The sequence below is a fragment of the Enterovibrio nigricans DSM 22720 genome (assembly GCF_900167155.1).
GTDB lineage: Bacteria > Pseudomonadota > Gammaproteobacteria > Enterobacterales > Vibrionaceae > Enterovibrio > Enterovibrio nigricans.
Window position 1 is genome coordinate 82,475 of sequence record NZ_FUXU01000010.1, and the last position, 15,927, is coordinate 98,401.

A 15,927-nucleotide genomic window follows, 5' to 3' on the forward strand; every position below is an offset into this window, starting at 1 on the left:
CCAAGGACTCAACATGTAGCAACACAGGTCCCTGAACGCATTTGGCTTTAAACGGTCGATTCTATCGTAGTGGTAGGTACATTCAACCGATCTCAGTAGAAAAAAGCAGATAGATCGCGCCAAGTGCTTTTCTCTTGGTCGAATTCTTTAACCTTCCCCTGTATTGCCTTGCCTAAAACGGATGGAAAGGGTGTAATATGCCTTTATCATTTTCACTGTTTTATTGTAATGGGTAATCCGACTACCATGTTGAAGATCTACAACTCCCTCACCAAGCAAAAAGAAGAATTTAAACCTATTCAGCCTGGCAAGGTTGGCATGTATGTGTGTGGGGTTACCATTTACGATTTGTGTCACATCGGCCACGGTCGTACTTTCGTTTCATTTGACGTGGTTTCTCGTTATCTACGTTTTTTGGGTTACGACCTGAATTTTGTTCGCAACATCACCGACATTGATGACAAGATCATCAAACGTGCTGCCGAGAATGGTGAAAGCTGTGATTCACTCACTAACCGTTTGATTGGCGAAATGCATGCAGATTTTGATGCGTTGAACATGAAACGTCCTGATGTTGAACCGCGTGCGACGCAATTCATTGCCGAAATCATTGAGCTGGTAGAGCGTTTGATTGAACGTGGCTTTGCATACGTTGCATCCAACGGTGACGTATTGTTTGAAGTGGCGAAATTTGATGAATACGGCAAATTGTCTCGTCAAGATCTAGACCAACTTCAAGCGGGTGCACGTGTTGATGTAGAAGAAGCCAAAAAGAGCCCGCTGGACTTTGTGCTTTGGAAAATGTCTAAGCCAGGCGAACCAACGTGGGAATCACCTTGGGGGCCAGGTCGTCCAGGTTGGCACATTGAATGTTCTGCAATGAACTCTGCCATTTTGGGTAACCATTTCGATATTCACGGTGGCGGCTCAGATCTGACTTTCCCGCACCACGAAAATGAAATTGCACAATCTTGCTGCGCACATGACACCCAGTACGTAAATACGTGGATGCACAGCGGTATGGTGATGGTTGACCGCGAGAAAATGTCAAAGTCTCTGGGTAACTTCTTCACTATCCGTGATGTTCTGGCACATTACGATGCAGAAACGGTTCGTTACTTCCTGATGTCCGGTCATTACCGTAGCCAACTAAACTACAGCGAAGAAAACCTGAAACAAGCGCGTGCTTCGGTTGAGCGTTTGTATACGGCAATGCGTGGTCTTGATTTGTCTGTGGTTGCTGAAGGCGGAGAAGCATTCGTTGAGCGCTTCAAAGCTGCGATGGATGACGACTTTAACACACCAGAAGCATATTCAGTGCTGTTTGAAATGGCGCGTGAAATTAACCGCATCAAAGCGGAAGACGTCGTTGCAGCATCTAAGTTGGCGGTACGCATGCGTGAACTGGCGGATGTGTTAGGTCTGTTGGGCCAAGAGCCAGAGGCATTCCTACAAGGTAATGCGCAAGGCGGAGATGATGAAGTGGCCGAAATCGAAGCACTGATCAAAGCGCGTAACGATGCGCGTGCAAGCAAAGATTGGGCCGCAGCAGATGTGGCGCGTGATGCGCTGACGGCAATGGGTATCGTCCTTGAAGATGGTGCGGCAGGCACGACTTGGCGTCGTAAGTAATTCGAAACTTTCTTCTCAAAACGGCGCATTCGCGCCGTTTTTTCTAGCTCAATCCGTGACTTAAAAGTTGTATTTCTCATACAGAATCCAATGCCGCACCGCTAACAATTCTTTCCGTGTTATGGAACAGGATTACTATCTTTCGCTGTTTCTCACTAGTTAGAACTAAAGAGTGGCTGTTATCGACAATCCTTCACTGGTGGTCTTATGATCAAAGGTGGCTTTGCGTGGCGGCGAGTGTTGGATAAAGCATAAACCTATTCCTACATGCACCTGAGCCATCGTTTTCAAGTTCGGATTTGAGGAAGGAAGTATGAACAAGCTAACGACTATCGCATTCTTAATCAGCAGTACGATTAGCTTTGGTGCACAAGCAGTCAATATCTACAAAACCGCAGATGCGTCATTAGACATAGGTGGCCGGGTTGAACCTCGTTTTAATATATCAGATGCCAACGAACTGAATTCGAGCAGTTCAAGTTCATTTGATGACATCAGTCGTGCTCGCCTTTACATCGACGGTAAAACAAAAGTCACTGATAATATTCATGTTTTTGGTTATTACAATGGGGAAATGTATTCGGGGAGCTCCGATATCAAAAATCGCTATATGTACGCAGGTATTGGTACGGCGTATGGTGCCTTCTCTTATGGTATTCAAGATTCAGCGCAGGTCATTGTCACTAACGTGACCGATATTATGGAAACATTTGGTGGTAACTCGGCAGATATCTTGAACGGCAATGCGGATGAACAAGAAAACAATTTTGTTTACCTCGCTCAGCTTCCGATGGATCTGACGCTGACACTGAACTACATCAAAGATGATGACAAAGGAAATTACACGGGCGGTGGGTCGGTATTTTACACGTCACCGATCGGCATACAGGTAGGTTTGGGTTATATCTCTGGTGAACAAAGTAGCGTCGATGCTAACCAATATAACTTTGCCCTAGCTTATACATGGGAAGACTTTTATATCGGCGCACTATATGTATCAGGGGATATAGATAAAGTAGACGTTGAAGGTTATGAAATTGCCACGCAATATACAATTAATGATTTTATATTTAGGTATGTTTATAACTATAGAGACTCAGACTATAAGTCAGCGACTCAAATAAGTGAATATGCGGTGAATAGCAATGCTATAGAAGGCGTTTACAATATAACTAATAACTTTGTCACATACGCAGGTTATGAATTTAATCGTTTGGATGGAAAAGCAAACGACAATCAATTGCAAGCGGGTATTCGCTACAGCTTTTAATTGGGAGCGGGCGAGGAAGGAGACAGAATCGCTGCGTTGAGACGGCATTCTGCAAGGGGAGATCTTCCAGTCAAGGTTACTAAAGGACAAGAAGTAACCTTGCCTGCCTTCCTGGCCCGCAGTTGAAGGCGGCTAACTAGGTCCCTCTCGTTCTATGCTGCCTTCAACGCTACTTTAATAAACTAACCTGAATATAAGTTGAATCTATATTTAAAATGAAAAAATTGTATCCGTTGCATGGGTGTAATTATCTGATTTTCGACTATTAACACACTTTCTTGAATGATGCCTGAATGGACATAAGGTATAATAATTAATTAAAATATACACCAACGCCATTGCTCCTTTAATTGGTAAAGGTGTCATGAATGAAAATCCTATCCTGTTAATCTAATTGAAATAAACCTTAATGTATCCTAAACAACTTCTCGAATTGTATTTCATCAAATAGAAAGAGACGTTACCTTCATTTCAGGAGATTAATTCCTGAACTTATAGGTAATAAAATGAAAAAAGTTGTTTTAGCTACTGCTATTTTGGGTACATTTGCTGCCGCTTCCTCTCAAGCTATTACGGTCTATTCTGACGATGATTCAAGCCTGGAAATTGGTGGCCGTGCAGAAGCGCGTTTCAATATCTCGGATGCGAATGAGTCAGACTCGACCTCTTCATTTGATGATATTAGCCGAGCGCGTATCAATATCGCAGGTGAGACGAAGGTGAATGACGACGTGTCCGTGTTTGGTTTCTACGAAGCCGAGCTAAATGCAGAAACGTCAGACATCGATAACCGCTACCTCTTTGCGGGTTTTGACACGACATACGGTGCATTTTCCTACGGTAAGCAAGACTCGGCACAGGTTATACTGACTAACGCCACTGACATCTTATATACCTTTGGTGGTGATGCGGCAGACCTGACCACAGGTAACGCGGATAAAGTGGACAATAACTTTGTTTACAGCAACACCTTTGCAGAGTCTGTGATTGTTACGCTGAACCACGCCCAAGAGGAAGAGAAAGGTAACTACAGCTCTGGTGCGTCTGTTGCCTATGAACTGCCATTTGGCCTGCAAGTGGGCGCAGGCTATGTAGACGGTAAACAAGACGACGAGAGCGCGAAGCAATACAACCTATCTGCTGCATACTCGCTGAATGATTTGTACTTAGGTGCGTTAGTGACCCGTGGTGAAATCGACGATGTCGATCTGGAAGGCTACGAGCTGGCTGCTTCGTACACCCTAAACCACTTTGTTGTTCAGTACGTTTATAACTACAAAGACGTAGATAGCAACAGCAAGCTACAAGGTGTTGATGAAGTTAACTACCACGCGATTGAAGGCGCGTATAACGTAAGCAACGATTTTACGGCGTATGCGGGTTACAAGTTTGATCGTATGGAAACCAGCGGTCACCGCAATGATGACCAAGTCCAAATTGGTCTACGCTACGATTTCTAAAATCCCCAAAAAAAGCAAAGGAGCCGAAGGGCTCCTTTATTCAATGCTAGGGTTGTTCGGGCAACTCTGTTCCGCACTTCCGGCAGTAATCTGCATCAATATCATGGCCGCTCGTTGAGCAATTGCTACAACGAACAAGGTTTCGGCGATGCTTCATTTCTTGGTTGATTTCTGCCGTGATAATGCCCGTTGGCACCGCAAGGATGGAATAGCCTAACAGCATGGTAAATGCCGCAATGAATTTACCCACGTCGGTTTGCGGCACTATGTCACCATATCCCACCGTCGTGATCGTCACGATTGCCCAATAGATACTCATTGGAATACTGGAAAACCCATTGTTAGGGCCTTCTAGAGCGTAAAGTAGCGAGCCTAGTACCGTCACGATAATGGCGACAGTGCTAAAAAACACAATGATCTTTCGCTGCGCCATTAAGAGAGAGCGCAGCAGAATATTGGAATCTTGCAGGTATCTCGTTAATTTCAAAATGCGGAAAATACGCATAACGCGAAGCAGGCGGATCATCAATAATCCGCTGGCACCCGGCAGAATCAGGGCTAAATAACTCGGTACAACAGCAAGAAGATCTACGATGCCATAGAAGCTTCTGGCATAGGCCCAAGGTTTTGGCGAGCAATACAAGCGTAACGCATATTCAATCGTAAACAGAATGGTGAATACCCATTCTAATCGCGTTAGCCAAATGCTGAATAATGATTCGACATCTTGTACGGAAGAGAGGATGAGAAGCAGCTCCGAAAACAGTATCGCGCCAATAAGGGCGATATCGAAATACTTTCCGGCTTTCGTTTCTGTACCAAATATAGTGTCGTATAGGGCTTTCTTCGCGGTTTGGTGGTTCACCGTTTTATCCTGCTTGGACGAGTTTTATGCTTAGGGTGTTGAGAAGGGATGAGCGATGCTCGGCCAGCAATCACTGGCCGAGCATTGTTTAGACTAAGCCAGGGAAGAGGGCACGCATGCCATTCGCGATAAACTCGATACCGAGTGCCGCGAGAATCAAACCCATGATACGTGTGATCACGTTAATACCAGTCTGACCCAAGAATTTTACAATGGTTGGCGCAAGTTTGAGTAAACCCCAAATACCCGCCGCAAATACACAGATAGACACAATCAAACCTACTGTGTCGACGGAGCTAGGATAGCGACTGGCATAAACAATCGTTGAACTTATAGCACCGGGTCCTGCTAGCAGAGGCATTGCAAGTGGAACTACGCCAATTTGCTCTCGGCTAACGGATTCAGACTGTTCTTGCTTGTTCTGTTTATCTTCACCGAGTTTACCGCTCATCATAGTAAACGCAATGCTAACGAGCAGCATACCGCCGGCAACGCGGAATGAATCCAGTGAGATGCTGAAGAAATCAAGCAGTAACTGACCTGCCAGCAGGGAAACAGTCAGAATCGCAGCGACAGCGATGCTGGCCGTGTAGGCCGTTTTGTTTCGTTCAGCAGGATCTTGATGCGCAGTTAGAGAAACAAAAATGGGCATTATTCCCAAAGGGTTAACTGCGGCGAACAAACCAATAAAAAATTGAAAAAATATTACAAGCTCGATGCTATTCATTCCCATTCACTCTGTGGGCGTATAAAGGACAGAACCTGACGTGGATCTCATAACCCGCGTCTCGGGACGCTAGTATAGCGACGAAAGATTAAATGCCAATAAGGTGAGAGTGTTGCAGGTGAAAATTCTTTTTATCGGAACTAAGGCAGTGTTTACTTGGATTTACAGTAGGACAATTAAACAATTTGAGTTTTAAGGTTTTTATTGAAATGCATCTAAAATAGACTGAAAGTTTGATGTGTGTCGCAATTAATTTCGCGCTTCGAAATATGTGAACTAACGCACCTAAAATCACATTTGAGACACGAATCACATGTGGTACATTCACGTAGTTTTCTTGCGGTTTTGATTGTTTTAAGCACGGATTCCGCATGAATTGATGGGTATTTAACCGATTAGTGAAAAAGATTATGAAAGTTTACTACACATGATCCGGATCAACTTTCTGCTTTAGCGAAATTCTATAATCGGTTTTGAAAGTTATTTACTAAACGCTTGCCAAACAGCACGGAGGGAATGTGTTGTTTAGGCCTCTAAGCAAAGAGCGTGTGGTTACTAAATAATTTTCAAACTTTAGGTATGTAGGAGACAACTATGCCTGTAACTAACGTAGCCGAACTCAACGCAATGGTTGAACGTGTTAAGAATGCGCAAAAAGAATTTGCAACTTACTCACAAGAGCAAGTAGACAAAATCTTCCGTGCTGCATCTCTGGCTGCTAACAATGCTCGTATTCCTCTGGCGCAACAAGCGGTAGAAGAGTCTGGCATGGGTATTGTCGAAGACAAGGTAATCAAAAACCACTTCGCTTCAGAATTTATCTACAACAAATACAAAGATGAGAAGACCTGCGGCATTCTGGAAGAGAACGAAGAGTTCGGTACTTTCACTATTGCTGAACCAGTCGGCATCATCTGCGGTATCGTCCCAACTACCAACCCTACTTCAACAGCGATCTTCAAATCTCTGATTTCTCTGAAGACACGTAACGGTATTATCTTCTCGCCACACCCACGTGCGAAAAACTCAACGAATGATGCAGCAAAACTGGTTCTAGACGCAGCAGTAGCAGCGGGCGCACCAAAAGACATCATTGGCTGGATTGATGAGCCTTCTGTAGAACTGTCTAACCTTCTGATGAAGCACGACGACATCAACCTGATCCTTGCGACTGGCGGTCCAGGCATGGTTAAAGCGGCTTACTCTTCTGGTAAACCAGCTATCGGTGTTGGCGCGGGTAATGTTCCAGTTGTTATCGATGAAACTGCAGACGTAAAACGTGCTGTTGCTTCTATCCTGATGTCTAAGACATTCGATAACGGCGTAGTGTGTGCTTCTGAGCAAGCAGCGATTGTTGTTGATTCCGTGTATGACGAAGTGAAAGCACGTTTTGCTTCACACAAAGGTCATGTACTGAACAAAGACGACGCAGCGAAAGTACGTAAAGTACTTCTGATTGAAGGTGCGCTTAACGCGAAAATCGTTGGTCAGCCAGCAGTTAAAATTGCTGAAATGGCAGGCGTAACGGTTCCAGCAGACACCAAAGTACTTATCGGTGAAGGTCTTGGTAAAGTGTCTTATGACGACGAATTCGCCCATGAGAAACTGTCTCCAACACTGGGTCTGTTCCGCGCTGATGATTTCGAAGATGCCGTTGCTCAAGCAGTAACCATGGTTGAAATCGGCGGTATAGGTCACACATCTGGCCTATACACTGACCAAGACGTAAACCAAGATCGCATCCGCTACTTCGGTGACAAGCTGAAAACTGCACGTATTCTTGTCAACATCCCAACCACTCATGGTGGTATCGGTGACCTGTACAACTTCAACGTTGCACCTTCACTGACTCTGGGCTGTGGTTCATGGGGCGGTAACTCAATCTCTGAGAACGTTGGTCCTAAGCACCTTATCAACAAGAAGACTGTAGCGAAGCGAGCTGAAAATATGCTGTGGCACAAACTACCTAAATCTATCTACTTCCGCCGTGGTAGCCTGCCAATCGCACTGAGCGATTTGGAAGGTAAAAAACGCGCAATGGTTGTGACTGACCGCTTCCTGTTCAACAACGGTTACTCTGATGAAATCGTTGCGCTGCTTAAAGCACAAGGCATGGAAGTTCAGACGTTCTTCGAAGTTGAAGCTGACCCAACACTGTCTGTTGTTGAAAAAGGTGCAGCAGCAATGCAAAGCTTCCAACCTGACGTAATCATCGCACTGGGCGGCGGTTCACCGATGGATGCAGCGAAAATCATGTGGGTAATGTACGAGCACCCAGAAACGCATTTCGAAGAACTATCAATGCGCTTCATGGATATCCGTAAGCGTATCTACAAGTTCCCTAAAATGGGTAAAAAAGCTGAGTTGGTATGTATCACAACCACTTCAGGTACAGGTTCAGAAGTTACACCGTTCGCTGTTGTAACTGACGACAAAACTGGCGCGAAATACCCGCTGGCTGACTACGAATTGACACCACAAATGGCAATCGTAGATGCGAACCTGGTAATGAACATGCCTAAGTCTCTGACTGCGTTCGGTGGTTACGATGCCGTAACTCACGCACTGGAAGCTTACGTATCTGTTCTGGCGAACGAATACTCTGACGGTCAGGCTCTGCAAGCACTTAAGATGCTGAAAGAATACTTGCCTTCAAGCTACACGAACCTTGCAAAAGACCCAATTGCACGTGAGAAAGTTCACAACGCAGCAACTATCGCAGGTATCGCGTTTGCTAACGCATTCTTGGGTGTATGTCACTCAATGGCGCACAAAATTGGTGCTGAGTTCCACCTGCCACACGGCTTGGCGAACGCACTGCTGATTTCTAACGTTGTACGTTACAACGCGAACGACAACCCAACCAAGCAAACTGCTTTCTCACAATACGACCGCCCACAAGCACGTCGTCGTTATGCAGAAGTTGCTGACTATTTGGGTCTGTCTAAAGCTGGCGACCGTACTTCTCAGAAAATCGAGCGTCTGCTGGGTTGGTTGGAAGAGCTGAAAGGCGACCTAGATATCCCACTGTCTATCCAAGCTGCGGGTGTATCTGAGTCAGACTTCCTGGCGAAAGTTAACGAGCTAGCTGTTGAAGCGTTCGATGACCAATGTACTGGTGCGAACCCACGCTACCCTCTGATTGCTGAGCTGAAAGAAGTTCTGTTGGCTTCTTACTACGGTAAAGCATTCGTTGAAGGCGAAACAGTAGAAGGCACTTCTGTTATCAAGAAGAAAGCTGACCAAGAAGCTGCTGCGAAACCAGCTGCAAAAGAGAAGAAAGAAGCTGCTAAAGCGTAATTCTCTGAAAGCATGAAAAAAAGCCCGCATTAAGCGGGCTTTTTTATTGGCAGTGGCATACCCAATATTGCGCTGTACATGGAATCAAAGAGAAAACGTCCTTTTGCCAGCTCGCGGTTAAGCGATGGAGGCTTCCTTTTGATTTCAGACTTTACAATATGATTAGGTAGTCGAAGCGGCTACGGCAAACTCTCACTGGCCGTTTAACTTGCTGCTTCTAAGATACGGCCAGTGAAACTGTCGTTTTCAACGATATACGCGGCACCGTCAATCATGTCGTAATTGATGGCGGAGTGATAATGAACAACACCATCATCATAGTGGCGCATTCTAGGAAGAACACCGCCAACGCGAATGTTGGCGTGTTCAAGTTCTTGCGCCCAGCTTTGGGTCAAGCCACGGATGACGGCGTTTGAACTGTCTAAATTGAGACTTGCCTCGTTAGCAGAGCCAAGGCCAGGAATATTAACGATCACCCCTTTACGGCCACAATCAAGCATATTAATGGCAGCACCTCGTCCAAACAGGTAGAGGTTTGATGCAACATCAGCAATGGTTTGATCCGCAAGGGTTTGATCGACAATGGTATTGCTTGCGAGCAGGCTAGGAACGCCGCCTCCCGCTTGCCAGTAATTGATCAAAACATCCACAGCGCCCATCTCACGATTCACTTCCGTAAACAAATGCGAAATGTTTTCCACGCTACGGCTAGGAAGACAGAACGAATAACAGATCCCTCCGACCTTCAGACAATTCTCATAGGTTGTCTGCAGAGTTGGGCTATCCGTATCGACGAGTGCAACGCGGGCATTGAGTCTACAAAAGTATTCAGCCATTGCTCTTCCGGTTGGGGTGCCAGCGGCAGTAATCACGATGACAGATTTCGCTATGTCCATTGTCTGACCTTTTCTTATATTTTCGACCGATCTCATTTTGCACCCAGAAAGTTAACAACTTACACCCAGCTTTTTCAAAGGTGGATAACAATCTTGGACCAAGAATTGTGAATATGGTGTGAATTTGTTCAAAAAAGGTTGTGCAAACTGTGTGCAAAATTAAATTATTAGTTAGTGATCACAGATTGCTTTTTTCGGGTGGAAGAAGTTGATTTAGTAAATTAGCTATGATAGGAAATGGTGATAATTGTATTAATTACAACGTCTTACGCGGTAGTGTTGAGCTCTTGAAACCGTTTGGAGAGTACCAGTTGGTTATAGAGATTTACCGGATTATATGCGGTGAGGTTTGGTTTTTCTTCCGCAAGTTGTCTTCTTTGGTGACCAGACAAATTGTGATAAACATCTTCACCCAATTCATGCGTGCCGTGAGCAGGAAAATGTAAGGCACTAGGTGTGACGCAGTGATTTAAACGCGCGCTAGTAATGCTTGAAGTATGGAATGCGTTTGCTTGTGCACCACAGAGTTCATAGTCCACATCTTCGGCGAGTAAACGGCTTGGCTCGGGCAATTCGAGTACTTTTCTTAGCTCGGCATCTGTCGGCTTTTCTGGATAGGCTGGAGTAAGAGGGGTTGTTTCAGTGGCATCGCCAGAAAGAAGGGCTAACATGAGAGCAAAATCCGAGCGACGACCTTGCGTAACGGCGTGGCCAAGGTGATTCCCTAGCTGTACATCCGTTATAAGCGTGGCTTTGTCGAGCGCGTGAACTTGCATAATTCTCAGTCAGTATCTTCGTTACCTTTTGTTTATCGGCAACATTAGTCTGAGCTTTAGCAAAATCGTGCGCTTTTCTAAGGCTTAGAACCCTTTTTCTTTGGCGTAGAAACAAAAAAGCCCACCGAGAACGGTGGGCTGAATAACATTCGTCGGTTAAGCGTTTAACACCTGCTCCAGATCGGCAAGGATATCGTCGATATGCTCAATCCCCACTGACAAGCGAATCATCTCTGGCGACACGCCTGCTTGTGTTTGCTCTTCGATATTTAGCTGACGGTGCGTTGTTGAAGCCGGGTGGCAAGCCAGTGATTTTGCATCGCCGATGTTCACCAAGCGTTTGAACAGACCCAGCGCATCATAGAAGCGTACACCTGCGTCGTAGCCGTCTTTTAGGCCAAAGGATAAGATCGCCGAAGGATTACCCTTCATGTATTTTTGCGCCAAGGCATAGTGTTCCGATTCTGGCAGGCCTGCATAACTTACCCAACTCACTTTTTCATGATGTTGTAAGTATTCCGCTACTTTCTTCGCATTTTCCACATGGCGCTCCATACGCAGAGACAGGGTTTCTAACCCTTGCATCAACATAAAAGCGTTCATTGGTGAAAGAGCAGAGCCTGTGTTTCGCAGCGGTACGGTACGCGCACGCCCAATGAATGCCGCTTCGCCAAATGCTTCGGTATACACCACACCATGATAAGAAGGCTCTGGCTGATTGAATACCGGAAAACGGTCTTTATGTTGTGCCCAAGGGAATTTACCGGAATCGACAATAACGCCACCAAGCGTCGTACCGTGCCCACCAATGTATTTAGTCAGTGAGTGAACAACGATGTCAGCGCCAAATTCGATCGGTTTACAAAGCACTGGCGTCGCGACAGTGTTATCGACAATAACGGGGACACCTTGTGCGTGAGCCAATTCGGCTACTTTCGCTAAATCGATGATGTTGCCGGCAGGGTTGCCAATGCTTTCGCAATAAACGCCCTTGGTATTCTCGTCAATTAACGCAGCCAGAGATTCCGGCTTGTCGTCTTTCGCGAATTTCACCTCGATGCCGAGTTTCGGCAACATATGGGCAAATAAGGTGTAAGTGCCGCCGTAAAGCTGTGGCGTAGAAACAATGTTATCGCCAGCTTCGGCCAGTGTTAGAATGGCATAATGAATAGCGGCGCTACCAGCACTGACAACCAGTGAAGCAATACCGCCTTCAAGTGCAGCCATGCGTTGCTCTAACACGTCATTGGTTGGGTTCATTATGCGGGTATAAATGTTGCCCGGCACTTCAAGATTGAACAGGTCAGCACCGTGTTGCGCACTGTCGAATTCGTAGGCAACGGTTTGGTATATAGGCGTAGCGACAGATTTGGTGGTTGGGTCCGTTTGGTAGCCAGCATGGATAGCTAACGTTTCGTCTTTCATTGTTCTTCCTTGAATGAGGTGAGGACGGTAATTCTTCACTACGGCACAAACAAGGAAGGCGAAATTTGTCGAGGCTCAATATTCTTCGATGAGAGACAATTGGGCGGGAAGGGGATAATGAGTAGAACAGACGGCGCGGCCGAAAGCGCCCGCGCCTGGTGTTTGGGTTATCTCATACGAATCCGTGCTCGCCACATATAGATACGATAAACAATAGCTAACGATATACAAACAGCTGCTGGCACGACAAAGCTATACGCCCCCATCATAGGAAATAATATACCGCTCAATACACCACCCAACACAAAACCAGCGACGATGACGAGAAACAAAATCAGTTTGCGTTTGTTAAGTGGCTGACCACGTAGCAAGGCACCAAACATCAAGCCAAGATCGGTAATGATGCCAGTAATATGTGTGGTACGTACAATGGCACCGCTATAGCTGGTAACGAGTGCGTTTTGTAAACCGCAGGCCGCAGAGGCGAAGTACAATCCATAAATGGCGTTATGAGAAAGGGGATACACAGCGCCGAGCAACAGCATTGCTTCAATAACCAGCAGTAAATCGTAACGGCGACCGAGTGACAAGGTGCCGTCTTTCAATACCAAGCCAGAGAGCGTGGCCCCACCGAAAAATCCCGCCACAATAAGTAATAAATGAACCAGCTTAACAGGATGGTCGTTAATGAAATCCGTTCCAATCAGTGTTGCCGTCCCAGATAAATGCGATATGGCCTGATGCTCGAAACCTAGCAAGCCAATGCCGTTTATACACCCAGCGGTAAGGGCGAGAATAAAAGCACCGTATTCGACCCATTTGGGCAGTTTGGAAATCACGCGTTAACCTTTGAAGAAAGACGAGAACAAGGGAGTATTCCGTATTATCACGGAAAAGGGCGGGAATTCTACACCAATTGCAGGTAAAACTCGCGGGTTAGATCAAGCAATCATTGCTTTCAATCCACTGGTTTCGCCGGCCGTTTTAACAGTCTGATTTAAACCCACGCCACAGATTGTGTGTAGGCTTAATTCAGGGGATTCACAGTGATGTCGCCGTGAATTTTGCACTGGCAAGCGAGACGACGATTTTCACCATCCATATCAAGATCGCTCAAAAGGTCCTGTTCTTCTTCTGTGCGTTGGTTGAGATTACTCATTCCTGTGACAACATCAATCAAGCAGGTACCACAAGTCGCCGAACGACAGCCGAAGGGGACTTCGCTTTTACCTGTGTCTTCAAGATCGATCAATGAGCTACCAGTAGTAAGCTCGACAGCGTTGCCTGTTCTACTGAATGTTACTTTCGGCATGACGATTGCTCCTTCGCATCACTTTCTTATAGATAAAGAATAGCGGGGAAGGGAGTATCATGCTGTTGATATTGAGGGAAAATAGATGTTGAAGGCAGAAATGTGTTTTGGTCGAAGCTATTGATTGATCGTTTTATACCTTTAACCATGCCAATGCATTAGCTCTCGATTTCTACGTATTCTGTTCCATTCCACTCAAACTCGACTGGTGCTTTTGTCTCTAAGAATGAAGCTATTTCTGGATGGAGAACCGTTAGTTTGGAAGCTTTGTAGAGCATGAAATTTTCTGCGTTATCAGAGAACTCTTGTGTTTCATATCCGGTAAAAAACCGCCAACCACTGTCTCGTTTGTCATCAGTAACTTCACGATAGAAATAACCAATATCCTTTGTGTTGTGGATGATTTCTTTGTTGACAATAACATAGCCCATGGGTGTTAGAGAGTTAACGCTCTCTGTATGCGTAGTTATAATGTGTGCCATTTTAAGTGACCATAATATTTGTTTTAAGGTTTGATTGAAATTGATTTGCTATTGAGTACCCATTTATTATTACTGCATGCTTTTTTAATGTTTGTGTTGTTTATTGATGTGAGTTTTGTTGTGCAAAATAGAGTGTTATAATCTCCTTCACTATAAATAAGGTGTCCGACCCCCTTATTTTTATATGACCACTGTATGAAAAAGTCACCGAAGTGGGTTCCTTGTCCTTCAGAATTTAATTTTGAACCCATTTTAAAGTTGCCATTCTTGAACCCTAGGCTTGGGTCTTCGAATACGTACCAGTCATAAGATAATAAATTGTGTGCTTTAGATTTGGTTTGTGCTCGTAGGACGAATGCACCATATTTGTAGTTGATGTCCTGTTCAATTTCTCTCATTTTCACTATCACAAATTGATTGTTTAGCACATTTTGTGTTTCATATGACTCGATGCAACCTTGAATAGCCAAGAGGGAAGTAAACACTAGTAATCCTTTCATTTATATCACCCTTTTTAGATTCCTGTGTAATTGATTGTCTCTTAGTATATCTAATTCAGTTAGTTGTGTCGTAAATCATATCTGTGGCTTTCGTCTATTGTTAGCTATTGACTTGTAAAGTAAGAAAGCTCCAACTATAGGGAAAAGTAATGATACAAAAAATAGCAAAGCTCTATCATTAATTTCTTTTTCAATTACAATAATAAACAATGGCAAAACCCAAAGGAATAATGTTAAAGAAAATAGAGAAACTCCATATATAGTGTAAATGAATCTATTTGTAGTTTCGGGTAGACTTAAGGTTGGGGTGAGGATTGTTAGAGTTAGAGTTAGAGTTAGAGTTAGCGTTATGAAAAATGCCACTAATGAATAATATAAAATCTTTTCTTTTTTTATTTCCACTTTATTTCCTGATGTATGTTTGAAATTGTGAATGTTGGGGATGTTTCGTTTTTTCTATGCTTGGCATGAACTCGTACGAAATCTGATCATTAAACGTCATTGAGACTTTGGTAGTAAAAACACCTACCTAACAGATGGTTGCAGACAGATGGGGTGCTGGGCATCTCTGAGGGGGTCTTGTCCCGCCAATCCATATCCAATCTAATCGAGTAGTGCAATAAAGAAAACCAACAACATTACACCACCATTAACAGATAGAAATAACATAACTTGATTTTTATTATTGTCAGTGTGGCTTTTGAAATAAAATGCAGGAGGGCATAACCTATCCGTGAATGCATCAACAAATATAGATTCAAATAAAATTGACATTGCAATTGAAAATACAATATTCCTGGAGAAAACATAAATAATAAAGGATAGCGAAAGTATGAGTATGATTCTATTTTTGGTTTTTCCTTGGTGCTTAGTGACTATTGGGGTCATTTTTTTGATAAAATTATTTACCATCTGATACTGCCTCCAACGATTACTTTAAGTGCTGAAGGATCCCCTCATAATTCGCCCAACCCTGATGAATGCGTCAGCTTCTGGTATTCGAGCATAGCCCATTGATATTGCTTTTCATTGATGCAATATCGCCGATGATTTCTCACCTCGCGGCCCAGACGAGGAATGGAAAGAACACGCCGATGCTTAATAGTATTTGCTTGAAAGTCGTATTGCCATTTGGCTTTTGTCGCAATGAGGCCGTTCCACCACATGAGTATCTCTGCCAACAGCGCAATCAATAGCAAGATGTTGAGGCGCTTAATACAACGCGTTCGGTTGTGTCTCAGAGCCAGTCCATATGCGGGACTTTTCAAGTCGCGGAAGGCTT

Annotated in this window: 13 protein-coding genes and 1 pseudogene; 4 read left to right on the forward strand and 10 right to left on the reverse strand. The window is 44.5% G+C overall.

Annotation, left to right across the window (positions count from 1 at the left end; all coding sequences use genetic code 11):
* The first annotated feature begins 246 nt into the window (after positions 1–246).
* From cysS to B5D35_RS06165, 3 genes are all read left to right on the forward strand, one after another.
* A complete protein-coding gene (gene cysS, locus B5D35_RS06155) occupies positions 247–1,632 on the forward strand; it encodes a cysteine--tRNA ligase (RefSeq protein WP_078751716.1) in 1,386 nt (461 codons plus the stop codon).
* A gap of 313 nt (positions 1,633–1,945) precedes the next feature.
* Complete coding sequence (locus tag B5D35_RS06160) at positions 1,946–2,902, forward strand: porin (RefSeq protein WP_078751717.1); 957 nt, start codon at positions 1,946–1,948, stop codon at positions 2,900–2,902.
* Between the two features lie 506 nt (positions 2,903–3,408).
* Positions 3,409–4,362 carry a porin gene (locus B5D35_RS06165; RefSeq protein WP_078751718.1) on the forward strand — a complete coding sequence of 318 codons (954 nt, stop codon included), beginning with the start codon at positions 3,409–3,411 and terminating at the stop codon, positions 4,360–4,362.
* A gap of 46 nt (positions 4,363–4,408) precedes the next feature.
* Here the strand turns inward: B5D35_RS06165 and B5D35_RS06170 are convergent, their stop codons facing one another.
* Positions 4,409–5,227: an ion transporter gene (locus tag B5D35_RS06170; RefSeq protein ID WP_078751719.1), complete on the reverse strand. Its 819-nt coding sequence runs from the start codon at positions 5,225–5,227 to the stop codon at positions 4,409–4,411.
* 88 nt (positions 5,228–5,315) lie between these two features.
* On the reverse strand, positions 5,316–5,954 hold the full coding sequence (locus B5D35_RS06175) for a YchE family NAAT transporter (RefSeq protein WP_078751720.1): 639 nt from the start codon (positions 5,952–5,954) through the stop codon (positions 5,316–5,318).
* A 594-nt stretch (positions 5,955–6,548) separates the two neighbouring features.
* Between B5D35_RS06175 and adhE the strand changes: the two genes are divergently transcribed.
* Complete coding sequence (gene adhE / locus B5D35_RS06180; RefSeq protein ID WP_078751721.1) at positions 6,549–9,254, forward strand: bifunctional acetaldehyde-CoA/alcohol dehydrogenase; 2,706 nt, start codon at positions 6,549–6,551, stop codon at positions 9,252–9,254.
* A 203-nt stretch (positions 9,255–9,457) separates the two neighbouring features.
* On the opposite strand, the gene B5D35_RS06185 is transcribed toward adhE, so the two are convergent.
* The 8 genes and pseudogenes from B5D35_RS06185 to B5D35_RS06230 all read right to left on the reverse strand — a co-directional run.
* Entirely contained in the window at positions 9,458–10,150 is a 693-nt protein-coding gene (locus B5D35_RS06185) for an SDR family NAD(P)-dependent oxidoreductase (RefSeq protein WP_078751722.1), read from the reverse strand.
* A gap of 266 nt (positions 10,151–10,416) precedes the next feature.
* Positions 10,417–10,926 carry a VC2046/SO_2500 family protein gene (locus B5D35_RS06190; protein ID WP_078751723.1) on the reverse strand — a complete coding sequence of 170 codons (510 nt, stop codon included), beginning with the start codon at positions 10,924–10,926 and terminating at the stop codon, positions 10,417–10,419.
* Between the two features lie 156 nt (positions 10,927–11,082).
* Positions 11,083–12,351, reverse strand: coding sequence for an O-acetylhomoserine aminocarboxypropyltransferase/cysteine synthase family protein (locus B5D35_RS06195; RefSeq protein ID WP_078751724.1), 1,269 nt, complete (start codon positions 12,349–12,351; stop codon positions 11,083–11,085).
* A gap of 167 nt (positions 12,352–12,518) precedes the next feature.
* On the reverse strand, positions 12,519–13,190 hold the full coding sequence (locus B5D35_RS06200) for a YoaK family protein (protein ID WP_078751725.1): 672 nt from the start codon (positions 13,188–13,190) through the stop codon (positions 12,519–12,521).
* Between the two features lie 188 nt (positions 13,191–13,378).
* Positions 13,379–13,663, reverse strand: a complete 285-nt coding sequence (locus B5D35_RS06205) for a 2Fe-2S iron-sulfur cluster-binding protein (protein ID WP_078751726.1) — start codon at positions 13,661–13,663, stop codon at positions 13,379–13,381.
* Positions 13,664–13,821: 158 nt separating this feature from the next.
* Complete coding sequence (locus B5D35_RS06210) at positions 13,822–14,145, reverse strand: immunity protein Imm33 domain-containing protein (RefSeq protein ID WP_101210068.1); 324 nt, start codon at positions 14,143–14,145, stop codon at positions 13,822–13,824.
* Positions 14,146–14,168: 23 nt separating this feature from the next.
* Positions 14,169–14,645, reverse strand: coding sequence for a hypothetical protein (locus tag B5D35_RS06215; RefSeq protein WP_078751727.1), 477 nt, complete (start codon positions 14,643–14,645; stop codon positions 14,169–14,171).
* A 956-nt stretch (positions 14,646–15,601) separates the two neighbouring features.
* Positions 15,602–15,927: pseudogene (locus B5D35_RS06230) on the reverse strand (IS4 family transposase); the annotation flags it as partial.